Source organism: Streptomyces sp. NPDC093094 (genome assembly GCF_044754345.1).
Lineage (GTDB): Bacteria > Actinomycetota > Actinomycetes > Streptomycetales > Streptomycetaceae > Streptomyces.
Genome location: NZ_JBIVOX010000006.1, coordinates 147973 through 174560 on the forward strand (window position 1 = coordinate 147973; position 26588 = coordinate 174560).

A 26588-nucleotide genomic window follows, 5' to 3' on the forward strand; every position below is an offset into this window, starting at 1 on the left:
TCGCCCGCGTTCCCCGCCTGCGCCTGCGGCGACCGGCGCCCGGCGACCGGCGACCGGCCGGGTCAGGGCCCCACGACCTCCAGCGAGACCCACAGGGCGAGGGTCGAGGCGAGCAGGGCGGCGGGGACGGTGAGCAGGCCGAGGAGGGTGAACTCCCTCAGCTCGACGTCGTGGTCGTGGTGGTGGGCGATGCGCCGCCACAGCAGGGTGGCCAGCGAGCCCGCGTAGGTGAGGTTGGGGCCGATGTTCACGCCCAGGAGGACCGCCAGGACCGCGCCGGGTCCGGACGGCGCGGCCAGGGGGACGAGGGCGAGGACGGCGGGCAGGTTGTTGATCAGGTTCGCGAGGAGCGCGGCGAGGGCGGCGGTGCCGAGCAGCGCGGGCAGCGAGGCCCCGTCCGGCACGACACGGCCGAGGGCGTCCCCGAGGCCGTTGTCGATCACGGCCCGTACGACGATGCCGAGGGCGAGGACGAAGGCGAGGAACGGCACGGACGCCGAGCGGAGGATCGCAGCCGGGGTGGTGTGGCGGCGCAGCAGGGCCCGTACGGCCATGACGGCCGCGCCCGCCGCCGCGGCCCAGGCCGGGTCGACGCCGAGCGCCGAGGCCACCGCGAACCCCGCCAGCGTCGCCGCCACCGTCACCAGGGCGAACAGCGGCAGCTCCGGAGGCTCCTCCGGCTGGGCGGGTTCGGTCGGGGCGTCCAGGTCGGCCGCGAAGAAGCGGCGCAGGACGGCGTACTCGACAGCGATCGCGGCCAGCCACGGCAGCAGCATCAGCGCCGCGAAGCGGGTGAAGGTGAGCCCGGTGGCGGTGAACGCGAGCAGGTTCGTCAGGTTCGACACGGGCAGCAGCAGGGAGGCCGTGTTCGACAGATGGGCGCTCGCGTAGACGTGCGGCTTGGGCCGGGTGCCCATGCGGGCGGCGGTGGCGAAGACCACCGGGGTCAGCAGGACCACCGTGGCGTCCAGGCTCAGCGCGGCCGTGATCGCGGAGGCCAGGGCGAAGACCGCGCCGAGCAGCCGGCGCGGCCGCCGGTGCGCCCAGCGGGCCATCCAGGTTCCGCAGGCGTGGAAGAGTCCCTCGTCGTCGCAGAGCTTGGCGAGGACCAGGATCGCCGCGAGGAAGCCGATCACCGGGCCGAGCCGGGCGGCCTCCTCCCGGACGTCCTCCAGCGGGATCGCCCCCGTGAGGATCACGAGGGCGGCGGCGGGCACCGCGAAGGCGGCCTCCGGCCGGCCGAAGGGGCGGACGACGGCACACACCAGCACCACGACCAGCGCGGCGACGGAAACGGACTCGAGCAGCACGTCCTCCATGATCCGGGCCCCGGCCCGGCCCGGATCACCGCCCCCCTCGCAGGACCGCTCCGGGGGCCGCCGCGGACGTCTCAGCGGCGGCTGCGGACCAGCAGATGGAGGAAGTACGGCGTGCCGATCACGGCGGTCGTCATGCCGGCGCCGAGCTGGGCGGGCGCGATCACGGTACGGCCCAGCAGGTCCGCGGCGCACACCAGCGCGGCACCGAGCAGCAGGGCGACGGGGACCACCCGGGCGTGGCGGCGGCCGACGAGGGCCCGCGCGGCGTGCGGGGCGACCAGTCCCACGAAGCCGATGGTGCCGGCGGCCGCGACGGCGGTGGCGCTCAGCAGCACGCCCAGGGCGAGGAAGCCGAGGCGTCCCCGCGCCAGGTCCAGTCCCAGCAGCCTCGGCGTGTCCTCGTCGAGCGACACCAGGTCCAGCTCGGTGCGCCGCAGCATCGCGACGGCCGTGCCCACGGCGAGGACGCCCGCGAGCGGGGCGACGTCCGGCAGGGTCCGCCCGTAGGTGGAGCCGGACAGCCAGGTGAGGGCCTTGACCGCGTTGAACGGGTCGGTGAGGACGATCAGCAGGCTGATCAGGGCGGTCGTGGCGGTGGCGACCCCGATGCCGACGAGGACGAGCCGGTTCTGCTGGAACCCGCCCCGCGCGGCCAGTCCGAAGACGACGACGGAACTGATCGCGGCGCCCGCGAACGCCGCGCCCGCGAGGCTCCACGCCCCGGCCAGGGGCACGGTCGTCACCATGAGGACGGCACCGAGGGCGGCGCCGCCGGACACGCCGAGGACGGCGGGCTCGGCGAGCGGGTTGCGGGTCACGGCCTGGATGAGCGTGCCGGCCAGGGCGAGTGCCGCGCCCGCGGACAGCGCCGCGAGGACCCGGGGCACCCGGGTGTCGAGCACGAAGGACACGGTCCGGCCCGCCCGGCCCTGCGCCCAGTTCACGACGTCGCCCAGCAGCAGCTTGGTGTCGCCCAGCAGCACCGCGGCGAGCGTCACACCGACGACCACCGCCACCAGGACGGCCGTGGTGGTCAGGAAGACGGCGCGGCTGCGGATGCGGATCCGGTCGGGTGCGGCGGCGGACGCGGTGTCCTTGAGCCGGACGGCCATGACGACCATGAACACGGCGCCGACGAGGCTGGTGACGACACCGGTCGGCACGGCGACGGCCAGGTCGGCCGGGACGGCGGCCCGCAGCAGGACGTCCGAGCCGAGCACCAGCGCGGCGCCGGTGAGGGCCGCGGCCGGCAGGCGGGCCCGGGACCGGGCGAAGGCATGGAACCTGCGGCTGAGGGGGCGCACCAGGGCCGGGGCGCACAGGCCGACGAAGCCGATCGGTCCGGCGAGGGTGACCGCCGCCGAGGACAGCAGCGCCGCGAGGACGACCGCCGTGATCCGGGTGGCGCGGACCGGCACGCCGAGACCGCGGGCGGCGTCGTCGCCGAGGGCGAGCGCGTCCACCCTGCGGGCGGCCAGCAGCAGACCGAGCAGGCCGACGAGACCGAGGGGCGCCATCCGGAGCACGCCGTCGAACCCGCTCTGGGCGATGCTGCCCTGGTTCCACCGGTAGAGGCCGTGGGTCTCCTCGGGAAAGAGCAGCAGCAGTCCCTCGGTGACGGCGGTGAGGCCGAGCGCGAGGGCGGTGCCGGCGAGCACGAGGCGTACGGTGCCCGCGCCGAGGCCGGACAGGCCCAGCACGACGGCCGCGGCGGCGAGGCTGCCGAGGAGCGCGACGCCGGAGGAGGCGAGGAGGGGCAGCGAGACCCCGGTGACGGCGACCAGGCCGAGGGCCAGGTAGGAGCCGGCGTTGACGGCGAGGGTGTCGGGCGCGGCGAGCACGTTGCGGCTGACGGCCTGGAGGGCGGCGCCCGCCGCGCCGAGCATGGCACCGACGAGGAGGCCCGCAGTCATGCGCGGGAGCCGGGAGGCGACGACGACGGAGGCGTCGGCCGCGTCGGCGCGGCCGGTGAGGGCCTTGAGGACCTCGTCCGGGCCGACGGCGGCCGTGCCCTGGGTGATGTCGGCGACCGCGAGGACGGCGACCAGCAGGACGAGCGCGGCCGTCACCGCGGCCGCGCCCGTCCGGGTCGGGGCCGCCGGCGGACGGGTGGCGGGGGTGGTGGCGGTGACGGCCATGCTGTTACTTCGTCAGCTCCGAGACGACGGAGTCGATGTAGCGGCTCATCGACTCGGGGCCGCCGAACATCCAGATGCCGTCGGGAAGCCGGTGGACGTTGCCCTTCTTCACGAACGGCAGCGAGGTCCACACCTTGTCCTTGGCGAGGGCGCCGGTGAAGGGGGTGCTGCCCTTGTCGCCGTCGTTGCCTATGTAGGCGAAGCGGACGTCGTCGCCGAGCCGGGTGAGGCCCTCGACGTCGGTGGTGCCGAGGCCGTACGCCTCGTCGCCCTTGACCTTCCAGTCGTTCTTCAGGCCGAGCTTCTCGTTGACCGCGCCGATGAGCGAGCCACTGGTGTAGGGCCTGATGGACACCTGGTTGGAGACGTCGTAGCCGTCGGCGAAGGCGTACTTCGCGCCGGCGAGGCCGGCGTCCGCGAGGGCCTTCCTGCCCTCGGCGAGCTTCGTGTCGAAGTCCTTCTTGATCTTCTCGGCCCGCTCGGTGGTGCCGGTGGCCTTCGCGAGCAGGTCGAGGTTCTCCGTCATCTGCCCGAGCGGGTCGGCGGCGTCGGCGGAGCGCACCTCCACGACCGGGGCGACGGCGCGCAGTTGCTTGACGGCGGCCGGCGGGAGGTCGGTGCTGGCGACGATGAGGTCCGGGGCGAGGGAGGCGATCGTGTCCATGCTGGGCTCGCCGCGGGTGCCGATGTCCTTGGGCTCGTTCTTGAGCGGAACGGCCTGGTCCCAGGTGGTGTAGCCCTTGACGTCGGCGACGCCGACCGGGTCGACGCCCAGCGAGACCAGCAGCTCGACCTCGTGCCACTCGGTGCCGACGACCTTCTTGGCCGGGCCGGGGAGTTCGACCTTCGCGCCGGAGGCGTCGGTGAGGGTGACGGCCCGGGAGGCGGGGGGCTCGGCCTTGGCGTCGGCGGCGGGCTCGGTGGTCCCGCAGGCGGTCAGGGTGAGGGCCGCGGCGGTGGCGGCCGCCGCGGTGAGGAGGAGGCGTCTCATGAGAAGGTGCCGAGCCTTTCGCTTCGCTTGTGGTGCCGGCCGATCGCGCGGGTGCGCAGCCGGCCCGTGAGGGGGTCGGTGCCGACCTCGATGCGGATGCCGTAGGTGCCGGTCAGCCGCTCGGCGGTCAGGACGTCCTCGGGCGGGCCGTCGGCGACGATCCGGCCCGCGTGCAGCAGCACGGTCCGGTCGGCGACGGCCGCGGCCTGGTCGAGGTCGTGCAGGACGGCGCCCACGGCGATCCCGTGGTCGTCGGCCAGGTCGCGGACGAGGTCGAGGAGTTCGACCTGGTAGCGCAGGTCGAGGTAGGTGGTGGGTTCGTCGAGGAGGAGCACGCCGGTCTCCTGGGCGAGGCAGCTCGCGAGCCACACCCGCTGGAGCTGGCCTCCGGAGAGGTGCTCGGCCCCGCGCTCGGCGAGCTCCGCGACTCCGGTGAGGGCCAGCGCGCGGTCGACGGCGGCCCGGCCGTCCGGGTCGGCCCGGCCCCAGCGCCCCCGGTAGGGGTAGCGCCCGAACTCGACGAGGTCGCGTACGGTCAGTCCGCCGGGGGTGGGCCGGCCCTGGGTCAGCAGGGCGACCCGGCGCGAGAACTCACGGGGGCTCAGGGCCAGTCCGTCCGTGTCGCCGTCGACGACGAGCGTCGCGGTCCGGGGCCGCTGAAGCCGCGCGAGGGTGCGCAGCAGCGTGGACTTCCCGCTGCCGTTGGGGCCGACCAGGACGGTCACCTCGCCCGGCCGCAGGGTCATCGAGGCGTCGTGGACGACGTCGACGCCGTCGTACGCCACGGTGACACCCGTGGCCGAGAGTTCATGACCACGGGGGCGTCCGGCCGCGGCGGTCTGTTCACCAGCTTGCACGCGGATGAGGTTAGCCTAACCTAAGTGATCCGCAAAGCCAGTCCGCAAGACGGAATCCGGCCAACGCGCGAAGGCCGGCTCGCGGCCCGGAGGTCCCGGGCGACGACGCCGTGGACCAGGAACTCGCCTGCCCCGCGGCCTCCGTCGAGGACGACCGTGCCGACGGCCCGGGCCTCCCCCGGCGAGGAGACGGGCACGTCGGCGCCTTCGGCGACCGTGCGGGGGCGGCGGATCGTGCGCGGGCACGCCTGCCGGCGTGGGCCCCGCACACGGCCGGCTCACGGGTGAACGGACCGACGGCACCGCGTCTTCGGACACACCGGCGGCACCGCGTGCTCCGACACACCGGAGACGACGGGTGCTTCGGCACACCGGCGGCGGCACGGCTTCCGGCACACCGACGACGACGGGGGTTTCGGCACACCGGCGGCGGCACGGCTTCCGGCACACCGACGACGACGGGGGTTTCGGCACACCGGCGGCGGCACGGCTTCCGGCACACCGGGGGCGGCACGGCTTCCGGCACACCGACGACGACGGGGGTTTCGGCATACCGACGACGACGGATGCTTCGGCACACCGGCAGCGGCACAGCTTCCGGCACACCGGGGGCGGCACCGTTTCGGGCGGCGTCCCGGTGGCGCCACGGTTTCCGGCGGCGTCCCGGTGGCGCCACGGTTTCCGGCGGCGTCCCGGTGGCGCCACCGTTTCGGGCGGCGTCCCGGTGGCGGAGCTCAGTCGCCGGCCGGCGGCCGGAGCACGGCCCGGCCCGCGCGTTCCACCAGGAACCAGCCCGCGAGGGTCATCGCGACGGCCGCGGGAGCGGTCACGCGTACGGCGACCAGGGTGGCGCTGCGGCCCTCCAGGAGGCCGCCGAAGCCGGTCATCGACAGGCCGAGGACACCGAACAGCGCGAGCGTGATGCCGAGAGCGGCGAGCGGGCCGCCCGCACCGGTCGAGGGCGCGGCCGGGGACGGCCGCTCGAAGCGGCGGAAGAGCGTCACCAGCAGCGCGGTGAGGGCGGCCGCGGCCGCGAGCCGCAGCGGAACGTGGGCCCACCAGGCGGCCGTGGCCGGCCCGGGCAGACGTACGCCGAGGGCGAGCAGCGCCCCGTACACGCCGAGCATCGCGGTCAGATGCCACAGGAACGCGGTCATCGCGATGCCGTTCGCGGCGACGACCGCCCGCCAGACCCGCGCCCGTGCGGCGAACCGGGCACCGGGGCCCCTCAGCAGCTCGACCGCGCCGACCAGCCACAGGCCGTGGCAGAGCAGGGCGAGGGTCGGCGGGGCCATGTTGGACACCTTCTCGCCGGGCATGCCGACCATCGACAGCGGATACGGTCCGAGGGCGACGAGCAGTGCGGCGCCCACGAGGCCGGCGGCGGCGAGGAACGCGGGGCGGCGGATCATTCCGTCGGCGCGCAGGAAACCGAGCTGATGGATCGCCAGCCAGACGAAGGCGAAGTTCAGGAACTCCACGTACGGCACTCCGGCCGCGAACCGCAGCACGTCCACCAGGACCGCGCCCGTGACCAGGACGGCGAAGGCACCCCATCCCCGGTCGCCGTGCAGCCGCAGCAGCGGCGGGGTGAGGGCGACCATCGCGAGGTAGATGCCGATGAACCACAGCGGCTGGGCGACCAGCCTGAGGGCGACCCCGGTCAGACCGCCGTCCGCGCCGAGCAGTTGAACGGCGAGGGCGAGCACGCCCCACATGCCGATGAACACCGCCGTGGGCCGCAGCAGCCGCTGGAGCCGGGCCCGCAGGAAGGCCGCGTACCGGGGGCATGAACGGTGGGCGAGGGCGTGCGAGAAGCCGCCGACGAAGAAGAAGACCGGCATGACCTGGAGGGCCCAGGTGAGGATCTGGAGGCCGGGCACGACGGCGAGGAGGTTGCCGACCTCGCCGTCGGCGGTCACGGCGGCCATCAGCCAGTGGCCGAGGACGACGACCGCCAGCGAGGCGACGCGCAGCAGGTCGACATAGCGGTCCCGTGACGCGGGGGTGGCCGCGGCCAGTCCCCGCACGCCGGCCCCGCGGCCCGCGGGGCTTCCGGTGATTCCCATACGGGCACGGTGCCGTGCGGCGGGGGGCGGGCGTCAGCGCTCGGATACTCAGTCCGCGCCTGAGTACTTCCGGGTGCTTCCGGCGGGCTCGTGCACGGGCCGTGTCGAAGGGAGGGCGCCGGGTACTTGGGACGGGTCGTGGAACGGGCTGCCCAGGTGCCGTGCGACAGGGCCGTGGGCGGCGAAGGGAGTGGTCATGACGCAGCAGGGTGAGGACCCGGCTTCTGCCCGGCGCGCGGGCGCGGCCGAGCTCCGGCTGGCCGCGGCGCGCGCCCCCGCGCTCGACGAGGTGCCCGCGCGCGAGGACCTGCCGAGGGACCGGACACAGGCGATCCTGGAGGCGACCAAGCAGGTGGCGACCCTGCTCAAGCGGCAGAAGCACCGGTTCGCACTGGCCGGCAGCGTCGCCGCGTACGCCCATGGCACGAGCACCGGGCTCCAGCACGACGTCGACTTCTGCGTGCGGGCCGAGGACGCCGAGGCGGTCGCCGTCACCCTGCGTGAGGGCGGGCTGGACGTGCGGACGCCGCCCGAGGACTGGCTGCTGAAGAGCCGGTGTCTCGGGCAGGAGGTCGACATCATCTTCCGGCTGGCGCACCGCCCGGTCACCACGCAGATGCTCGACCGCGCCGTGGAGATGCCGGTGGAGTCGGTACGGATGCCGGTGCTGTCGGCCACGGACCTCATGTCGAGCCTGCTCTCGGCGTTCACCGAGCACTACTGCGACTTCGGCTCGGTGCTGCCCGTCGCCCGGGCACTGCGGGAGAAGATCGACTGGGACCAGGTACGGCACGAGTGCGGTGAGCAGCCGATGCCCGCCGCCTTCCTCTTCCTGCTGGAACGTCTGGACGTCGTCTCGCCGCGGAGGGAGCAGCCATGACGAACCTCGACTACCGTGTCGCCCACCTGCGGGAACGCCTGGCGCAGGGGCCGACGGCCGAACTGGGGGTGCAGGTCGCGGTGCACGGCGACTCGGTGCTGGTGACCGGGACCGTGCCGTCCGCGCACTGCCGCGACGAGATCCGGCGGGTCGCCGGCGAGGCGCTGACCGGGCTCGTCGTCCACTGCGACCTGGTGGTCGCCGAGACGTCGTCCCCCGGCCGGGCCGAGGAGCTGACATGATCCGCGTCGCAGCCGTCGGGGACATCCACATGGGGCCCGACAGCCAGGGCGTGCTGCGCCCCGCGTTCGAGACCCTGCGCGACTGCGCCGACGTCCTGCTCCTGGCCGGTGATCTGACCCGGCACGGCACGCCCGAGGAGGCCGGGGTGGTGGCGCGGGAGATCAAGGACCTGGGCGTGCCGGTCGTGGCCGTCCTGGGCAACCACGACCACCACGACGAACGGCCCGAGGAGGTCACCGCGATCCTCCGGGACGGTGGCGCACGGGTGCTCGAAGGGCAGGAGACGGTGGTGGACAGCGCGCACGGCCGTATCGGCGTCGCCGGGACCAAGGGGTTCGGCGGCGGGTTCGCCGGCCGCAGCGCCGGGGAGTTCGGCGAGCCGCTGATGAAGGAGTTCGTCCGCTGCACCCGCAGGAGCGCCGACAGCCTGGGCGCGGCACTGGACCGGCTCGGCGGCCAGGACTGCGCCGTGCGGATCGCGCTGACCCACTTCTCCCCCGTGCCGGACACGCTGGTGGGCGAGCCGCCGGAGATCTATCCGTTCCTCGGCAGCTATCTGCTGGCCGAGGCGATCGACACGGCCGGCGCCGACCTGGCGGTGCACGGGCACGCCCACATCGGCACGGAGCACGGGATGACCAGCGGCGGTGTGCGCGTGCGCAACGTGGCCCAGCCGGTCATCGGCCGGGCCTTCCACGTGTACCACCTGCACCCGGCCGCTCAGGACCCCGGCGGCGGCGTCGCGGCCGGTGAGCCCGGCGGCGTGAGGGTCCCGGCGCCGGGCGACGCGGGCTGAGGAGTTCTTTGGCACCATGGCCCCGTGGACGGGACGGCACCCTTCGGCGGGGCCGAGCCGGCCGATGCGCTCGAAGCGGCCCCGACGCCCCGGACGGCGGTGGCCTGGCTGCCGCCGCGGGAGATCCGGCCGGTGATCCAGGACATCCGCTGGGAGCACGATCCGCAGATACGGCGCTGGCCACCGCATGTGAACCTGCTGTTCGGGTTCGTGCCGGAGGACGACTTCGAGCGGGCCCTGCCGCTGCTGTCCGCCGCCGCGGAGCGGTGTCCGGCGTTCACGGCCCGTCTGGCGGGTGTGCGGTACTTCCGGCACCGGCGCTACGCCACGGTGTGGCTGGACCCGGCCGCCGCGGACCCGGCGCCGTGGGTCCGGCTGCGGCGGGAGCTGACGCGGCGGTTCCCGCTCTGTCAGGGGCACGGCGGCCGGTTCACCCCGCACCTGTCGCTCGGCCGCACCACGGCGCCGGAGCGGCTGGCCGCCGAGTGCGCCGTCCGGCTCGGCGTGCTGTCGGCGCCGGTCGGGGAGGTGACGCTGCTCTCCCGGCGCGGCGAGGAGCCGATGCGGAGCCGGGCCGTGATCGTCCTCGGCACGGGCGAGATCCGCCGGCCGGAGGAGTTTTGAGGGACCGCACGTCCCGTGACGCACCCTGCCCCCGGCGCCGTCGGGGAGACGAGCGGGCCGGGGGCAGGGTGTGCCGGGGACGACGGGATGTGTCAGCGGCCCGCCGCGCGCCTCCTGGTCCGCATGAGGAGGAAGCCTCCCGCGATCAGAAGAGCCGATCCGGCTGCCGCCGGCCACAGGTTCGCGCCGGTCTCGGCGAGGGGTCCGCTCCCGCCCTGCGGGGCGGCCGCCTGCTGGGCGTCCGACGCGCCCGCGCCGTCGTTGCCGGACGTGTCGACCGCACCGGAGGTGTCACCGGCGCCGGTCCCGGTCCCGGTCCCGCCCGACGTGGTGGCCGTTTCGGTCGTGTTGGCCGTGTTGGCCGACTTCGGCTGTACGGGGTTCGGGTCGTTCACCGCAGGCGCGGCCGGATCCTCACCACGAGGGGCCTCGGACGGCTCACCGGCTCCGCCCGAACCGTCGCCGGGCTCGGCGGGCTCGGCCGGCTGGCCGGCACCGTCACCCGGCTGGTTCGGCTCGCTCGGCTGCTCACCGCCGTTGCCGCCGCCGGTGTTGCCGCCGGTGTTGTCACCGCCGTTGTCGCCACCACCGGTGTTGCCGCCGTTGTCACCACCGCCAGTGTTGTCACCGCCGTTGTCGCCACCGCCGGTGTCACCAGCGTTGTCACCACCACCGGTGTTACCGCCGTTGTCACCACCGCCGGTGTTACCAGCGTTGTCACCACCACCGGTGTTACCGCCGTTGTCACCACCGCCAGTGTTGTCACCGCCGTTGTCACCACCACCGGTGTCACCAGCGTTGTCACCACCACCGGTGTTACCGCCGTTGTCACCACCGCCAGTGTTGTCACCGCCGTTGTCACCACCACCGGTGTCACCGCCGTTGTCGCCGCCGCCCGCGCCGCACTGCCGGCCGCTGTTGATGCAGTCGACCATCTCCCCCATCAGGCCCTCGTCGAAGACGTTGATGAAGTCGCCGTGGTCGGTCACCGGCTTGTGCAGCTGCTCGGGGAAGGAGTCGACCGCGAACAGGGGAGTCGTACGGCCGCCGTCGTCGAGGCTGGGCGCGTCCACGTCGTAGACGATGCGCTGCACCAGCTGCGGGATCGCCTGGAAACCGCCGGGGCAGTTGCCGGATCCGTCGGCGAAGGCCACGTGGGTACGGTGGTTGGCACTGTCGATGTTGCGGCCGTCCCAGCAGCTCTGGAACTTGAAGGTGCGCACGACGTCGCTGCCGGACGGGCAGAGCGGGTACTTGTCCTTCAGCTGCCGGTCCTCGAAGCCGGTGCAGCTCCAGGAGGCGTTCGCGTTGCCGGGTCCGTTGACGAACGCCTTGGCGTCCCCGGTGATGATCCGCATGAGCCGGGGCATCGCGGTGACCTCGCCGGACTGGCTGCCCACGAACGTCAGCGTGACCTCCTTCGGCGTGACGATCTCACCGGCGTTGCCCTCGATGCCGCCGCCGGGCGACTGGGCGTCCTGCTCCTGCGTGCCGTTCTGGAGCCGCACCACGGGCCAGTAGTACGAGGACTTGTCGCCCTGGTCCACACAGCTGGTGCCGGCGGCCGCCAGGTCGTCGTCGCTCGCGAAGGCGTCGTTGGCCTGGTTGCCGATGTAGTCGTGGAAGTGGTGGGCGCCGTTGGTGACACCGGGCGCGACGATCACGTTGTCCGAGTTGAACAGGCCCTCGGCGTTCACGCCGCAGCTGGAGGTGAAGGTGCCCGTGGAGGCACCGTCGCCCTGGGGAAGGCCGCCGGCGTTGGGCTGGACGGACGTGATGTCCTGGTAGTCCGCGGCCACGGGTCCGTTGCCGGCCTGGCCGCCGTTGCCCTGCTGACCGCCGTCGTCCTGACCGCCGCCGTCCTGCTGGCCGCCGTCGTTCTGACCGCCGTCCTGGCCGCCGTCGTTCTGCTGGCCGTCACCCTCGCCTTCCTGCGTGCCCTCGGTCTGCCGCAGCGTGCACGCGGCCAGGGAGTCCAGTCCCTCCGGCCGGTCGCCCGCGTTGTCCAGAGCCGAGCCGATACGGTCGATGGTCCCGGCGCGCTGGTCGTTCAGCGGCTGCACGATCAGTTCCTCGGGCGAGCCGGAGGCGCCCTGCGCGGTCTGGTCCTGCAGCTGCTTGTACGCGTCGGCGATCTGCTGGTCCAGCTGGGCGAGTTCCTTGTCGACCTCCTCCCGGGCCTGGTCCGGCACCGACGTGAGCTGCTCGCCCACGTCCGGGCAGTCGATCGTGGCCGCGCCCCACGCCGATCCGCCGTCCGCGCCGCCGTCGGTGGCCGAGGCGTACACGTTCACCGCCACAAGTCCGCCGCCGCCCAGCATCAGGGCGACAGCTGCAAGGGTCGCGCGCCTTGCGCCGGTCGGGCGTCTGCGCGTGCTGCGTCTCACGGTCGTACTCCTACGCGTTGGTCGAGCCGGGCATCGGTTCCCCCCTTGGGGTCCCTATACGGAGCGCGGCGCCCGCGTGTTCAGCCGGCCCGGTATTTTCCCGAACTCCCTTCCGGAGGAAGGAGGGAGAGCAGGCGTGCGGGGCCACCGCCCTCAGCCCCTCAGCCCCTCAGCCCCTCAGCCCCTCAGCCCCTCAGCCCCTCAGCCGATCAGGACACCGGGGTTGAGGATGCCGTGCGGGTCCAGCGCGTTCTTCACGGCGCGCAGAGCCAGCGCGAAGGGTTCCGGGCGCTGGAGGTCGTAGGCGGGGCGGTGGTCGCGGCCGACGGCGTGATGGTGGGTGATCGTGGCGCGGTGACGGTGCAGTACGTCGCTCGCGACGGCCTTGATGTCGTCCCAGACCGCCACCTCGTCGCCGGGGCGGCCGGCCACGAGCACGGTGAAGTAGGGGGCGGCGCCGTCCGGGTAGACGTGCGTGAGGCGGCAGTTGACCAGGGCGTCGTGTCCCGTGGCCTTCCGCGCCGCGGCACCCACCTCGGTGCGGACGGCGTCGACGAGCGCGGGCAGCGCGTCCCAGGTGGCGGCCGTCTCGAAGGTCTCGACGACGGCGCCCATACGGGCCAGTCCGTCCCTCAGGTACGGCATGCGCAGGAACGCGGAGCGCCAGGCGGTCACGGCCGCGTCGGCCGGGGCGTCGCGGTCCGCCGAGGGCGCTTCGGCGCGGCCTCCGTGGGCACGGGCCAGTTCGACCGCGCTCGCCAGCCGGGAGTCGACGGGGGCCGTGGCGGACTCGAAGCCGAGGACGAGCACGGCGGAGCCGTCGTGGGAGGCGCCGGACAGCGCGGCCTCGCCGGGGTCGAGCAGCCGGCAGTTGGCCGGGGCCAGGTCGGACTGCGCGACCGCCCGGACCGCGTCGAGGGCCCGGCGGAAGCCGGTGAAGGCCACGGACGCCGATGCCTTGTGCCGGGGGCGTTCCCGCAGGCGCATCCATGCCTCGGTGATGACGCCGAGCGTGCCCTCGGAGCCGAGGAAGAGCCGGTCGGGCGACGGACCCGCGCCGGACGCGGGCAGCCGCCAGGACGCGCTCGTGCCGGCGGGCGTGACCACGCGCAGGGACTGGACGAAGTCGTCGATGTGGGTGTGCCCGGTGGCGTAGTGGCCGCCCGCCCGGGTGGCCAGCCAGCCGCCGAGGGTGGAGAACTCGAAGCTCTGCGGGAAGTGGCGCAGGGTCAGGCCGTGGGGCCGCAGCTGGTCCTCCAGCACAGGGCCGAGGGCACCGGCCTGGATCCGCGCGGAGCGGCTGCCGGTGTCGATCTCCAGGACCCGGTCCATCGCGGTCAGGTCCAGCGACAGCACGGCACGGCGGTCGTCGCCGCGGTACTCCACGCCGCCCACCACCGAGGAGCCTCCGCCGAAGGGGATCACGGCCACGTCGTGCCCGCCCGCCCAGTCGAGCAGGTCGGCCACGTCCTGGTCGCCGGCCGGTCGGGCGACCAGGTCGGGAATCCGTCCGGGCCGGCCGCGCAGGGCCCGGGCGACGTCGCGGTACGCCTTGCCCATGGCGTGGGCGGCCCGCGCCCCGGGGTCGGCGGTGACCAGGTGCGCGAGGGCGGGCGGGGGCGTGACGGCCGGGCGCCCGACGGACAGGCCGGCCACCCGGGGTACCGGCAGCGGGCGGGCCAGGGTGCCCGGGAGCAGGGCGCCCATGGCGACGCACTCGGTGTCGTCGGGGTGGGCGTCGGCGTAGCCCCAGCCCCACCAGGAGCGGAGGCGGGGGGTGCGGGGGTCGGTCGTGGTCTCGTGCACGGGGGTCGCTCCCAGCGGGATCCAGGTAACTGACCGGACGGTAAATTACCGTAGGGTAAATTCAATGGCATGACAACGCCTCGTCCCAGGGCCGGCACCAAGGGCGTGCCGAGGGCCGCACGTGAACAGCAGATCCTGGCCGCGGCCGTCGAGGAGTTCGGCCGCCGCGGCTACGAGGGCGCGACCATGGCCGGCATCGCCGCGCGCGTGGACGTCACCAAGGCCCTGCTGCACCAGTACTTCGGCAGCAAGCAGGACCTCTTCCTGGCGTGCCTGGACCCGGTCGGCGAGCGGCTGCTGGATGCCGTCCGCACCGCGATGGCGCAGGGCGGCACCGACGCGCCGCCCACGCCGCTGCGGGTGCTGCACGGTCTGTTCACCGCCCTGGACGGGCAGCGCGAGGCGTGGTTCGTGCTCTACGACGGCTCACTGCCGCCCGGCAGCGACGCCGCCGGGCGCGCGGCGTACTATCGCGGCGCCGTCGACGGCCTCGCGGCGTCCGGCACCGCCGACCTGCTGCGCGCGGCCGGTTCCGCCGACCCGCTCGACGCGGACGCCCTCAAGCACGCCTGGCGCGGCCTCGCCACCGCCCTGGTCCGCTGGTGGATCAACCACCCCGAGGAGTCGCCCGACGCCATGGCGCGGCGCTGCGCGCGGCTGTTCGCCGTCGGCCGCACGGTCCTCGCCGCCGACGACGGCGTCTGAGCCGGCCGGCCCGGGGGACCCGCACGTCACCGGCCCGCCGGTCCCGCGCCCGGCGCGGACCGCCGGCGGGCGTCCTCGCCGCGTGGCCGGAGATCGACGCCCGCGGGGAGCCGCCCCCTACGATCGGCCCATGACGGCATGGAATCGGTGTCTGGACGCCGCAGGGATCCGTGAGCCGGAACTGCGCAGCGCCTACGGGGCCCAGAGAGCGGCGGTACGGAGCCACCGCCGCTCCTCGTACATCGCCGCGCGCGTGCTGCTGCCGCCCGCGCTGCAGCCTCACGCGCTGGCGGCCACCGCGTTCATGGACCACGGGGACAGCCTCCTGGACACGGGACCGAAGGCGCAGCGGGTCATGGCGTGGGCGGACTGGGAACAGCGGGTGCGCAAGGCTCTGGAGACCGGGCACGGCGACGACCCGCTGATCCGCACGCTGCTCGGCACGGTCGACCGGTGCCCGCGGCTGCGGGGGGCCGTGGAGGAGTACCTGGACACGGCCGGGGCCGAGCTGGACTTCGCCGGGTTCGCCGGTGAGGCCGACTACCAGGCATATCTGGACGCGTACTCGCTGCCCGCCTTCATGCTGGTCGGCACGCTGCTCGCGCCGGAGACGGGCCGGGAGCGGTACCGCTCGGCCTGCCGCGGGCTCATCGAGGGCAGCCAGCGGCTGGACTTCGTCAACGACCTCGCCGAGGACCTCCGGGAGGGGCGGCTGGGCATCCCGGAGGACGCGCTGCGGCGCTTCTCGGTGAGCGTGGCGGACCTGAGGTCAGGTCATGAACCGTCCGCGCTGGGCCGGTTGGTGACCGAGCAGGTGCGGACGGCGCGCGCGGCGCTGGACTCGGCCAGGGAGGTGGCCGGCCTGGCGGCGCCCTCCGGCCGGCCGCTGTTCGAAGCTCTGGTCGACATCGAGCTGCTCACCGCGGACGCGGTCCTCGCCCGCGGCACCCGGCTGCTGGGCGGCCCGGCGTCACCGCCCCTGACGGGCACGCTGCGGGCGCTGCTGAGGGCCCGCCGCAGGGCGTGACCCCCGGCAGGCCCCCGCAGACACCCGGAGCCGGACGGGCCGCGGACGGGCTCAGCAGCCGCCGCAGTTGTAGTACGTGACGTCCCAGTGGTTGCCCTCGTCGGCGTAGACGTTGCCGGAGCCGGAGCGCCACTGCGGGGCGCCGTCGCCGCGCAGGCCGATGTAGGTGAAGGTGTTCTTGATGTAGTTCCCGACGCAGGTGTACTTGCCGAAGTCGAGCTTGTAGCCGTTCCAGTGCGAGTACGTGCCGGAGGCGTGGCCGGTCTCGGTGCCGCCGGTGATGTTCAGGGCGCAGCCGCTGGCACGCTTGAGGGTCTGGGCGCCCTGGGCGGTGGCCAGGTTGAGCTGGTCGAACGACGTGCAGGTGGAGTTGTTGCGGTTGGAGCAGCCGCCGGACGACGACCAGGTGATGCCGACCTGGCTGAACATCGAGGTCGCGGTGGCGTGACTGATCTTGGTGACGGCGAACGCCTCTCCGGCGGTGCCGACGACGGCGGCACCGGGGGCGACGACCAGGGCGAGAGAGGTGAGGACCGAGCGGAGCCTGGGTGCCTTGACGGCTTTCATGCGGGGACCTTCCTGCGGTGGGCCACGATTCCTGGGGGGACGGCTGTGCAGGTGGTGCGGACCGATGATGCCCGGGGTCTACGCGCGTCGGCCAGAGGACAAAACGGATTGCCGGCATCGCCTGCGCCGGACCGCCCTGCGGGCACGGAATCCGGTCGCGCCCGCGGCACCCGGACGCCTGCTTCCGCCTGGGCGTGGTGAGATGCGCGGCGCGACCGCGGAGGGGGAGCCGCGCAGGGCGTACGGACCGGCCGCCCGGGGCTGCCACCGGAACGGTTCGGCCGGGCCGGGGAGACGGCACGGATGTGCCGGGCCGGCCCCGGCGACGAGGAGCGCCTGAGGAAGCCGGTGACGGCCGGCGGCCGTCACCGGCCCCGGGCGGCATGCCGCAGCGGCGCACGCCCCGGCGCCGGGGCCCGGGGCCCGGCCTCGCGGCTTTCGGCCCCGGGGGTCCTCAGGGCCCGGCGTGCACCTGGCACGCCCAGAGGCTCGGGGTCCGGGGGTAGGTGTCGCGCAAGGCGCGTACGGCGTGGTGGAGGGCCTCGGCGGTGCGGGTGACGTCGAGGGTGCCGTCGCCGGTGTCCAGGGCCGCGTAGACGCCGTGGGCGACCTCGGCGCCGATGACGTCGTCGACGTGCCACAGCGAGCCGATCACATGGGGGAAACCCGCCATCTGGAAGGCGCTGACGATGTGGACGGCCTCGTCGGCCAGCTCGGGGCTGGTGCGCAGGGTGTCGCAGGCGGAGAGGTAGGCGAGGCGGACCGACGGCAGCCGCAGCCGGGCCAGGTCGCGTACGGTCAGCGGGCGTTCGAGATGGTCGTGCAGGACGAGCCGGCTGCCGGAGGGGCGCTCCAGGTCGCCGAGGGCGTGGCAGGCGAAGTGGACGTGGGCGTTGCGGTGCAGGGCCGCGACGACCGCGGAGTGCGTGGCGGAGGAGTCGGCCAGCAGCGAGGCGCCGGGCAGGACGCGGGTCAGCCGGTCGGCCTCACGGCGGGCGCCCGGCAGCGGGGCCTGCCCGGCGGCCTGCGCGACGCTCACCACGAGGGTGCCGCGGCCCGCGGGCCGGGACAGCCGCCGGCGGGCGTGGTGCAGGGCCCGCAGCGTCGGCGTGTAGGAGGAGACGACCCGGTCCAGGGCGCCGGGAGCGCCGTCGGGGCCCGCCGCGTGCAGGGGCAGCGTGCCCAGGAGGCCGCCGGGCGACCACCACACCCGCGTGGCGGCGGGCAGCCGGTCGAGGACCGGGCCGGTGACCGCCTGCCACAGCCAGCCGAGGGTCTGCCGGACGTCCTGCTGGGCGCGCTGCGACTGTCTGCGGGAGATGCCGGGCGTGCGGAGGCGGACCAGCGCGTCCTCGAAGGTCCGCCGGCGTGCCGCCGTGGCCTCCGGGTCGAGCCCGGGCAGCGGCACGGCGTCGACGGAGGTCTCGGTGACGACGAGGGCGTGGCTGCCGTGGGGCGAGACGTCCACCAGGACCACCGGGCCGTCGGCGGCGGCGGCCCGCAGTTCGCTCTCCTCCCGGTCCCGCACCGGACGCAGCAGTCCCAGCCCGGGGTGCTCGGCGCGGATCCGGTCGGTGACCTCCCGCCATCCGGCCGCCAGCCGCTGCCGCAGATCGGCGCGGGGGCCGGCCGCCGCCTCGTCCTGGAGGAACTCCCGGGTGTCGGTGGCGGCGTCGAGGGCGTCGCGGAGTTCCTCGAAGCGGGCGGCGAGGTCCGGCGCGGCCTCCCTCAGCAGGGTCAGATCGCTGTCGGCGTCGAAGGCGTGGGAGAGGATCACCCCCCTGGCCCGTTCGAGCAGGCCGACGGCGAGACCGGGCCGGCCGCAGCGCACCGCGCAGGCGGCCGCCGCGGCCCCGAGGCCGACGGTCCGGCCCAGCAGGAACTCCTGGTCGTCGCGGACCAGATGGCGGGGCGCCACGGCCGGCAGCAGATCGACGGCCACGACGTAGCCGTCCAGGGCGCCCTGCCAGTCGCCCAGTTCCGCCCGCGTGTCGCCCCAGGCGCGGGCCGCCTCCAGACGCTGGGAGGGCACGCCGCTCTCCTCCCGGGCCGCCGTCTCGAACACGTCCGCGGCCCGGGCCAGATCCGCCGTACGGCGTCGGCGGCCGGGCCCGCGGCCGCGCAGGGCGTTGCCGAGGCTCGTGAGCCGCGTGGTGCGCCGGGGGTCGCCGGGCGGGGTGGCGTCGACCGCGCGGCGCATCAGCGCGACCGCCTCCTCCCGGGGCGCCGAGGACAGCAGGGCGAGGGGGTTCGCGAACCGGGCGGCCGCCGCCACCATGAGGGCACTCGGCAGGTCGGGCGCGTGCGCGTCGAGCTCCGCGACGACCGCGTCGGCCACCTCGCGTGCCTCCCGGACGTCGGCGACGCGCACGGCACGGGAGAAGCGCAGCAGCAGGGCCACCGCGAGGCCGTGGCGCCGCCGGTACAGCCGGGGATCGCCTTCGGGTGTGGCCTCGATCGCCTGCCGGAACAGGTCCACCGCCTCGTCGAGCAGGGCCACCGGGTCGGCGGCGCGGTCGACGCCCATGACGAGGCTGATCGCCGTGGAACTCAGCAGCCCCGCCCGGTGGGCCCGGCCCAGGCCCGGCAGGGCGGCGGCCCGGCGACGGCAGTCCTGGGCCTGCCGCAGGTCCTCGCCGTCCTCGGTGAGCTGGTGGCGCAGCCCCAGGGCGGTGCCGAGGTTGAGCAGCCGCACACCGAGCAGCTCGTGCCCGTCGGGGGTGAGGTCCACCGCCTCCCGGTGGAAGCGCACCGCCTCGTTCAGCTCCCCGGGTTCTCCGCCGCGCCGGTACGAGGCCGTCAGCACCAGGCCCAGGTCGCCGAGCGCGGTGGGGCGGTCGGGATGCCCCGGCGGCATCAGCGCCTCGGCCTGCCGCAGCAGGCGCAGCGCCTCGTCCAGGTCGGCGCCGTGGGCCTGCGGATCGCGCTCGTAGCGGGCGTACAGGGCCATCGCGGGGGCGAGGAGGGGCAGATGCGGTCCCGGCCGGGGTGCGGCGGCCGGGCCGGTGAGGGCGAGCGCCGCGTCCAGGTCGGCGGACGCGCCGGTCGCGGCGGAGCGGGCGCGCAGGGCGTTGCCCAGGGCGTTGTCCAGGGCCGCCCTCTCACCGGGGCCGCCGGCCGCCGCGAGCGCCCGGGTGAACACGTCGACCGCCTCGTCGAGGTCCTCGGTCCGGCCGGTGTACTGCGCCCTCAGGACGAGGGCCGTCCCGAGGTCGTGCCCGGCCCGCGCGGGTTCGGGGTGGCCGGACAGGGCCCGCCGGCACACGTCCACCACCTCGTCGCACTGCTGCGGCGTGGCGCCCTCGCGCTGCCGCAGCAGCACCAGGGCGCGGCCGAGCGCGCTGAGACGGTGCGGCGTACTCGGGCTGCCGGGCGGCAGCTGGGCCAGCACGTCCCGCGCGATGCCCACGGCCTCGTAGAGGTCCTCGGCGTCGTACGACTCCAGGTACCGGTCCAGGAGCAGGCCGCCCAGGCCGGAGAGGGCGCGCAGCCGTTCGGGGGAGCCGGCGGGGACGGCCTTGAGGGCGCGGTGGGCGAGCAGGACCGGGTCGCCGGCCGCGGACTCCTCGGACATGTCCTCGTACGGCCAGGGCACCCCGGCGAGCGCCAGGGCACGGGTCAGTGCCGCCCGCCGGTCCTCGTACCGGGGGTCGTACTCCGGTGTGGCCAGTACGGCGAGGCTGCCGCAGCCGACCGCGGTGGCGAGGCGGGCCTCGCGCGAGGGTGTCAGGGAGGCCAGCAGGACCGCCAGCCGGTGGAGCCCGCGCACGTCCTCGGGGGCGTCGGGCGGCACGTCGTGCTCCCGGCCCTCCGCCGCGATCACGGACGCGGCGCTCTCGGCGGACCACTCGGCGGGGCCGTCCGCGTCGGCCGGGTCGGGACGCACGGCGGGATCGGTGGCCTCGTACCCGGCCGCCAGCTCCGGCGGTACGGAGCCCGGTTCGGCGGCCCACACGGGGAAGAGCAGCGTCCCCGCCATGCAGCCGTGCACGCTGCCGCGCCGGCCCGGGTCGGCCGCCGCGCGGGCGACGCAGAGCCAGCCCGCCGCGTGCCGGGCCTCCATGTCGGTCCTCGTGTCGGCGGCCCGCAGCAGACCGCGCAGTTCCGCGTCCGCCCCGGGCCCGTACACCACGCGGGCGTCCACCCGGCCGTCGTCCGCCGCGGCCCGCGCCAGGCGCTCCCGCACCGCCCGCACGAACCGGTCCCTGTCGTACCTCACCCGTCGCTCCCCCGCCGCTGCCGGCTCCGGTGACATGTCGACCCACCCTCAACTCTGCCCGATCTGCGGCACACTTGGACCATGACGGCGTCTTCCGGCACCCCTCCGTACGACGACAGAGCGGCGGCAGCGCTGTGCGCGCTGCTCGGCTCGCCTCAGGACCTGCGGCAGCCCGAGGTGCGTCAGGCGGCCGAACGGGCACGGGAACTGCTGCGGTCGGGGGCGGGCGGCGACGAACTCGCGGCCGGTTACCGCGCGCTGGACACGGCGCTGCGCCGCGGCGGGGACGCGCGCGGGCTGGACGGCAGGTCCCGGGGAGCCACGGTTCCCGGTGTCGCGCAGCACATCAAGGTGGCCGTGTGCCCGGGGCCGACGCGGTGCACGCGGGTGGAGCGCGCCCGCGATCTGCTGCCGGCCCCGCCCTGCGCGGTCAACGACACCCAGATGCTCAAGAGCCGGCTGGGTCCCGCGCGGTGACGCCGCGGCCGTGAACTCCCTCCTCGCCACCCTGGGCGGCAAGCTCACCGAGCGCTGGCTCAACCTGCTGGTCCTGCCCGGCGCGCTCTTCCTCGCCGCCGCGGCCGCCGGCGCCACGCTGGGCCATCGCCACTGGCACGACGCCGGCCGGCTGCGTGACCGGCTGGACGAACTGGCCTCCCGTCCGGCGCTCGACCATCCCGGCACCGCCGCGCTCCTGGTCGCCTTCGTGCTGCTCGCGGCCACGGCGGCCTCGCTCGCGGCGCAGTTCCTCGGCGGCGCGATCGAGCGGTGGTGGCTGCGTCCCGGCCGGGACGCGCTGTCGCGCGGCCTCGCCGCCCGCCGCGCGCGCAGGTGGCGGGAGCGGGACGCGAGGCTGGACGACACACTGGGCCGGGCGCACGCCGCTGCCGCCGGGCCTTCCGGGCCGGTGACCGTCCCCGGGGACCTGCCGGCGCGGATCCAGGCCCTCACCGAGGCCCGCGACCGGGTCGCGCCGCGCGAGCCGGTCCGCCCCACCTGGTACGGCGACCGGATGCAGGCGGCGGCCGACCGGGTGGAGGCGGCCTACGGGGTCGACCTCGCCGCGCTCTGGCCCCGGCTGTGGCTGGTCCTCCCCGAGACCGGCGTACGGCAGATCCAGTGGGCCCACGACTCCTTCGGCGCGGCCGCCCGCCTCGCCGCCTGGGCCGTCGGCTATGCCCTGCTCGCCTGCTGGTGGTGGCCCGCCGCCCCGGCCGCGCTCGGCTGCGCGGCCGTGGCCCGCTCCCGGGCCCGCGCCTCCCTCGACGCGCTCGCGGGGCTGGTCGAGGCCGCCGTCGACGTCCACGGCCGTGAACTGGCCACCAGGATCGGCCTGCTCCCCCCGGAGACCCCGGGCCGGCTGACCCCCGACACGGGCGACGGGATGTCGGAGCTGTTCAGAAAGGCGGAGTGAACCCCTCCGGTCCATCGGCCCCCGGCCGGCCGGGCGCGCGGGAGGGCGCCCCCGAGGACCGCGGGACGCGTGCCCGCCAGGACCGCAGGGAGCCCGGGCAGCATGCCCGCCAGCACCTCAGGGCGCGTGCCCGCAAAGAGCCTGGGCAAGCATGCCCACCAGGACCGCGGGACGCGTGCCCGCCAGGACCACCAGGAGCCCGGACAGCATGCCCGCCAGCACCTCAGGGCGCGTGCCCGCAAAGAGCCTGGGCAAGCATGCCCACCAGGACCGCGGGACGCGTGCCCGCCAGGACCGCAGGGAGCCCGGGCAGCATGCCCACCAGGACCGCGGGACGCGTGCCCGCCAGGACCGCAGGGAGCCCGGGCAGCCACGCCCCGCCCGGCCCTCTCAGGCCGACTCCCTCACCACCAGCACCGGGTCGAACATCACCGACGCCCCCTCCCCCGGGGTGCCCCGCAGCCGCTCCAGCAGCAGCCGCGCCATCGCCGCGGCCATCTCCTCCACCGGCTGCCGTACGGTCGTCAGGGAGGGACCCGGCTCGCTCGCGAGGCCGGAGTCGTCGAAGCCCACCACGGCGATGTCCGCGGGCACGGACACCCCCTGCTCCCGCAGGTACCGGCACGCTCCCCGGGCCATCAGGTCGTTCGCGGCGAACACCCCGTCCAGCCGGGGGTGCTCCCGCAGCAGACGGGCCATCGCCCGCCGGCCGCTCTCCTCGGTGAACAGCCCCTTGGCCACCGGCACCTCGGTCACCCCCGCCGCGGCAAGCGCCGCGCGGAAGCCGTCGAGGCGCTGCCGGGCGGCCGGGGCGGAGTCGGGCGCGCCGATGGTGGCGAGGCGGCGGCGGCCGACGGCCAGCAGATGCCCGGCCGCGAGCCGGGCGCCCTCCGCGTTGTCGAGGTCGACGAAGCCGGTGCGCAGACCCCGCCGCGGGCGGCCGAACAGCACCGTCGGGACCCCCGCGGCGACCAGCAGGCCCGGCAGCGGGTCGTACGCCTCCAGCGAGACCACCATGGCCCCGTCGGCGGCGCCCTGCCGGAGGTACTCCACCACCTGGCCCCGCGCCTGCTCCGACTCGGCCACGAGCATGACCGGCTGCACGTCCCGTGCGCGCAGGAAGCCCAGCGCCCCGTCCACGATCCGCCCGAAGAACGGGTCGGCGAAGACCCGTGCGGCGAAGGCGTCGCCGGCCGCGGAGAACACCAGCGCCACCACGCCCGAGCGGCGGGTCACCAGCGACCGCGCGGCCTGGTTGGGGGTGTAGCCGGTGCGGTCGATGGCCCGGCGCACCGCCTCCTGGATGTCCGGGTCGACATTGCGCACGCCGTTCACCACGCGTGACACGGTCGCGCGCGACACCCCGGCCTCACGCGCGACGTCCTCAAGAGTCGGTCCCCTCTTCGTCACCCAGGAACCCTAACGCGCTGTCGCCGAACGGGTACGCGCAGCCGCCCCCAGATCCATGAAGACTTAATGCAAGTCAAAAGAAAAGCGTGTCCCGATGCTTGACCGCTCACCGACAGAACAGGCAAGGTTCCGGGAGAGCGCTCTCCCGGTTTCTGCTGTGTAAATAAAAAAGAGGAGCACCCCCATGCCTTCAGTCGGGACCCCGCCGGACCACCGGCGCCTCACCCCGGCAGCCAGACGCGCCACCGCGGGCGCCCTGGTCTCGTCCTTGATCGGCACCTTCCTCGCCCTGAGCCCGGCCGCCCCGGCCGGTGCCGCCGAGACCCTGCTCTCCCAGGGCCGCACCGCCACCGCCTCCTCCACCGAGGGCGCGGCCTTCTCCGCCTCCGCCGCCGTCGACGGCAACCTCACCGGCACCCGCTGGGCCAGCCAGTGGAACGACAACCAGTGGCTCCAGGTCGACCTCGGGCAGAGCGCCGACATCAGCCGCGTCGTCCTCACCTGGGAAGCCGCCTACGGCAAGGCGTACGACATCCAGCTCTCCGACAACGGCACCACCTGGCGCACCGTCAGGTCCGTCACCGCCGGGGACGGGGGCACCGACGACCTCACCCTCACCGGCACCGGACGCTACGTCCGCCTCCAGGGCGTCACCCGCGCCACCGGATACGGCTACTCCCTCTGGGAGTTCCAGGTCTACGGCGGCGGGGGCAGCACCCCCCAGCTCCCCGGCGGCGGCGACCTCGGTCCCAATGTCCACGTGATCGACCCGTCCACGCCGAACATCCAGGGGCAGCTGGACACGGTGTTCAAGCAGCAGGAGTCGGCCCAGTTCGGCAGCGGGCGGCACGCCTTCCTGTTCAAGCCGGGCACGTACAACAACCTCAACGCGCAGATCGGCTTCTACACCCAGATCGCCGGTCTCGGCCTCAAGCCCGACGACACCACGATCAACGGCGACATCACCGTCGACGCGGGCTGGTTCAACGGCAACGCCACGCAGAACTTCTGGCGTTCGGCGGAGAACCTCGCGGTCAACCCGGTCAACGGCACCGACCGCTGGGCGGTCTCCCAGGCGTCCTCGTTCCGCCGGATGCACGTCAAGGGCGGTCTGAACCTCGCCCCGGACGGCTACGGCTGGGCCAGCGGCGGCTACATCGCCGACTCCAAGATCGACGGACAGGTCGGCAACTACTCGCAGCAGCAGTGGTACACCCGGGACAGCTCCATCGGCGGCTGGTCCAACTCGGTGTGGAACCAGGTCTTCTCCGGCACCGTGGGCGCCCCCGCGACCGGCTTCCCCGAGCCGCGCTACACCACGCTGAACAACACCCCCGTCTCGCGTGAGAAGCCGTTCCTGTACCTGGACGGCAACGAGTACAAGGTCTTCGCCCCCGCGCTGCGCACCAACGCCCGCGGCACGACCTGGGAGTCGGGCACCCCGCAGGGCCAGTCGCTCCCGCTGAGCAGCTTCTACGTGGTCAAGCCGGGCACCTCGGCGGCGACCATCAACCAGGCGGTGGCGCAGGGCCTGCACCTGCTGTTCACGCCCGGCGTCTACCACGTCGACCAGACGATCCAGATCAACCGCGCCAACACCGTCGTGCTCGGCCTGGGTCTCGCCACGATCATCCCCGACAACGGCGTCACCGCGATGCGCGTCGCCGACGTCGACGGCGTCCGGCTGGCCGGCTTCCTGATCGACGCCGGACCGGTCAACTCCACGACCCTGCTGGAGGTCGGCCCGCAGAACGCGAGCGCCGACCACGCCGCCAACCCCACCACCGTCCAGGACGTCTACATCCGCATCGGCGGAGCGGGCGCGGGCAAGGCCACCACCAGCATGGTGATCAACAACGACGACACGATCGTCGACCACACCTGGGTCTGGCGTGCCGACCACGGCGAGGGCGTCGGCTGGGAGACCAACCGGGCCGACTACGGCGTCCGGGTCAACGGTGACGACGTGCTGGCCACCGGCCTGTTCGTGGAGCACTTCAACAAGTACGACGTCGAGTGGTACGGCGAGCGCGGCCGCACGATCTTCTTCCAGAACGAGAAGGCGTACGACGCCCCGAACCAGGCCGCGATCCAGAACGGCTCCACCAAGGGCTACGCGGCCTACCGGGTCGACGACTCGGTCAACACCCACGAGGGCTGGGGCCTGGGCAGCTACTGCTACTACAACGTCGACCCGGCGATCCGTCAGGACCACGGCTTCAAGGCACCGGTGAAGCCCGGCGTGAAGTTCCACAGCCTGCTGACCGTCTCGCTGGGCGGCAACGGCCAGTTCAACCACGTCATCAACGACACGGGCGCCCCGACCGAGGGCACCGCGACCGTCCCGTCGACCGTCGTCAACTTCCCCTGACGGCACCGCAGGTCACGCCCCCCACTGGCGTGAGCTGACCCCCGCTCCCTTCCGGGCGGCGGCCCGGTCCCCGCTGCGCCGCCCGGAAGGGAAGCCCCCACGGGCGTCGCCCTCGGGAGTCGCCATGGACTCCGCCACGCCTCCCGGAACGGGGCGCCGTGCTGGACGCCGACCACCGGCCGCCCTGACCCGGTGGGGCCGGGCCCCCGGACCAGGGGACCGGGGCCCGGCCCCACCGCTTCTCTCCACCGTCCCACCCCACCCGTACGCCGTGCCCGGCGTACGGGTGGTGCCGTCCGGGCCGGGGCCAGGAAGCCGCCCGTCAGCTCTCCTGGATGACGGAGAGGACGTTCCCGGCGGGGTCGGTGAACCATGCGATCGCCGCCGGGCCCTCGCCCCCGCCGCCCCGGAGGACGCCCTTGTCGTCCTGGTCGAAACCGGAGTACCGCTCCAGGGCCACACCGGCCCGCTCCAGGGCCCCGACGGCACGGTCGATGTCGTCCACGGGGAAGTTGAGGACCGTGAACGACGCGGGGGTGTGCGACTCCTTGGGGTAGACGAGGACCCGTGCGCCGCTGCCGAGCCCGAGCGTCAGCATCCGCATGTCCCCCTGGCCGGTCTCCTCCACGTGGAGGCCGAGCGTCTCGCCGTAGAACCGGCGGGCCGCGTCGAGGTCGTCGACCGAGAAGCCGCTGAACGCCTGGCTGTCTCCGAACATGGGGGTTGCCTCCTTCACGGGCGGACTCTCCTGCGGTCCCAGGGCAC

General features: G+C 74.7%; 20 protein-coding genes. 9 read left to right on the top strand and 11 right to left on the bottom strand.

From position 1 onward, the window contains the following. Positions 1–62: 62 nt before the first annotated feature. From ACIQGV_RS14235 to ACIQGV_RS14255, 5 genes are all read right to left on the bottom strand, one after another. Positions 63–1319, bottom strand: a complete 1257-nt coding sequence (locus ACIQGV_RS14235; protein WP_402494360.1) for an SLC13 family permease — start codon at positions 1317–1319, stop codon at positions 63–65. A 71-nt stretch (positions 1320–1390) separates the two neighbouring features. Beyond that, positions 1391–3457: an iron ABC transporter permease gene (locus ACIQGV_RS14240; protein ID WP_402494362.1), complete on the bottom strand. Its 2067-nt coding sequence runs from the start codon at positions 3455–3457 to the stop codon at positions 1391–1393. Between the two features lie 4 nt (positions 3458–3461). Continuing rightward, positions 3462–4448, bottom strand: coding sequence for an iron-siderophore ABC transporter substrate-binding protein (locus ACIQGV_RS14245; RefSeq protein WP_402494364.1), 987 nt, complete (start codon positions 4446–4448; stop codon positions 3462–3464). Next, a complete protein-coding gene (locus ACIQGV_RS14250) occupies positions 4445–5305 on the bottom strand; it encodes an ABC transporter ATP-binding protein (protein ID WP_402494366.1) in 861 nt (286 codons plus the stop codon). The genes ACIQGV_RS14245 and ACIQGV_RS14250 overlap by 4 nt, the downstream gene beginning before the upstream one ends. 734 nt (positions 5306–6039) lie before the next feature. Then, the gene (locus ACIQGV_RS14255) at positions 6040–7374 is read right to left on the bottom strand and encodes an acyltransferase (protein WP_402494368.1); all 1335 of its coding nucleotides are present in this window, start codon (positions 7372–7374) and stop codon (positions 6040–6042) included. A 196-nt stretch (positions 7375–7570) separates the two neighbouring features. On the opposite strand from ACIQGV_RS14255, the gene ACIQGV_RS14260 reads away from it, so the two are divergent. From ACIQGV_RS14260 to ACIQGV_RS14275, 4 genes are read left to right on the top strand one after another with little or no spacing between them, the layout of a single operon-like run. After that, entirely contained in the window at positions 7571–8254 is a 684-nt protein-coding gene (locus ACIQGV_RS14260; RefSeq protein WP_402494370.1) for a hypothetical protein, read from the top strand. Further along, positions 8251–8496 (top strand): hypothetical protein, encoded by a 246-nt coding sequence (locus tag ACIQGV_RS14265; RefSeq protein ID WP_402494372.1) that lies wholly within the window; start codon positions 8251–8253, stop codon positions 8494–8496. Before ACIQGV_RS14260 ends, ACIQGV_RS14265 begins: the two co-directional genes overlap by 4 nt. After that, on the top strand, positions 8493–9293 hold the full coding sequence (locus ACIQGV_RS14270; protein ID WP_402494374.1) for a metallophosphoesterase: 801 nt from the start codon (positions 8493–8495) through the stop codon (positions 9291–9293). Before ACIQGV_RS14265 ends, ACIQGV_RS14270 begins: the two co-directional genes overlap by 4 nt. A 24-nt stretch (positions 9294–9317) precedes the next feature. Then, positions 9318–9917, top strand: a complete 600-nt coding sequence (locus ACIQGV_RS14275; RefSeq protein WP_402494376.1) for a 2'-5' RNA ligase family protein — start codon at positions 9318–9320, stop codon at positions 9915–9917. 92 nt (positions 9918–10009) lie between these two features. Here ACIQGV_RS14275 and ACIQGV_RS14280 read toward each other — a convergent pair whose 3' ends face one another. Further along, entirely contained in the window at positions 10010–12238 is a 2229-nt protein-coding gene (locus ACIQGV_RS14280; RefSeq protein ID WP_402494984.1) for a DUF1996 domain-containing protein, read from the bottom strand. 267 nt (positions 12239–12505) lie between these two features. Further along, positions 12506–14110: an FAD-binding oxidoreductase gene (locus tag ACIQGV_RS14285; RefSeq protein ID WP_402494378.1), complete on the bottom strand. Its 1605-nt coding sequence runs from the start codon at positions 14108–14110 to the stop codon at positions 12506–12508. Positions 14111–14179: 69 nt separating this feature from the next. Here ACIQGV_RS14285 and ACIQGV_RS14290 point away from each other — a divergent pair, with 69 nt between their 5' ends. Both ACIQGV_RS14290 and ACIQGV_RS14295 read left to right on the top strand, forming a co-directional pair. Continuing rightward, positions 14180–14815, top strand: a complete 636-nt coding sequence (locus ACIQGV_RS14290) for a TetR/AcrR family transcriptional regulator (protein ID WP_402494380.1) — start codon at positions 14180–14182, stop codon at positions 14813–14815. Between the two features lie 130 nt (positions 14816–14945). Next, positions 14946–15842, top strand: coding sequence for a squalene/phytoene synthase family protein (locus tag ACIQGV_RS14295; RefSeq protein WP_402494382.1), 897 nt, complete (start codon positions 14946–14948; stop codon positions 15840–15842). A 51-nt stretch (positions 15843–15893) separates the two neighbouring features. Here ACIQGV_RS14295 and ACIQGV_RS14300 read toward each other — a convergent pair whose 3' ends face one another. Together ACIQGV_RS14300 and ACIQGV_RS14305 are read right to left on the bottom strand one after the other, a co-directional pair. After that, entirely contained in the window at positions 15894–16409 is a 516-nt protein-coding gene (locus ACIQGV_RS14300) for a hypothetical protein (protein WP_402494384.1), read from the bottom strand. Between the two features lie 454 nt (positions 16410–16863). Then, on the bottom strand, positions 16864–20628 hold the full coding sequence (locus tag ACIQGV_RS14305; RefSeq protein ID WP_402494386.1) for a CHAT domain-containing protein: 3765 nt from the start codon (positions 20626–20628) through the stop codon (positions 16864–16866). Between the two features lie 81 nt (positions 20629–20709). Between ACIQGV_RS14305 and ACIQGV_RS14310 the strand changes: the two genes are divergently transcribed. Further along, positions 20710–21105 carry a hypothetical protein gene (locus tag ACIQGV_RS14310; RefSeq protein WP_402494388.1) on the top strand — a complete coding sequence of 132 codons (396 nt, stop codon included), beginning with the start codon at positions 20710–20712 and terminating at the stop codon, positions 21103–21105. 10 nt (positions 21106–21115) lie between these two features. Next, positions 21116–22042, top strand: a complete 927-nt coding sequence (locus ACIQGV_RS14315) for a hypothetical protein (RefSeq protein ID WP_402494390.1) — start codon at positions 21116–21118, stop codon at positions 22040–22042. Between the two features lie 390 nt (positions 22043–22432). Here ACIQGV_RS14315 and ACIQGV_RS14320 read toward each other — a convergent pair whose 3' ends face one another. Then, on the bottom strand, positions 22433–23452 hold the full coding sequence (locus ACIQGV_RS14320) for a LacI family DNA-binding transcriptional regulator (RefSeq protein WP_402494392.1): 1020 nt from the start codon (positions 23450–23452) through the stop codon (positions 22433–22435). A gap of 184 nt (positions 23453–23636) precedes the next feature. Between ACIQGV_RS14320 and ACIQGV_RS14325 the strand changes: the two genes are divergently transcribed. Beyond that, complete coding sequence (locus tag ACIQGV_RS14325; RefSeq protein WP_402494394.1) at positions 23637–25823, top strand: discoidin domain-containing protein; 2187 nt, start codon at positions 23637–23639, stop codon at positions 25821–25823. Positions 25824–26145: 322 nt separating this feature from the next. On the opposite strand, the gene ACIQGV_RS14330 is transcribed toward ACIQGV_RS14325, so the two are convergent. Further along, positions 26146–26541, bottom strand: a complete 396-nt coding sequence (locus tag ACIQGV_RS14330) for a VOC family protein (protein ID WP_402494396.1) — start codon at positions 26539–26541, stop codon at positions 26146–26148. Positions 26542–26588: the final 47 nt, after the last annotated feature.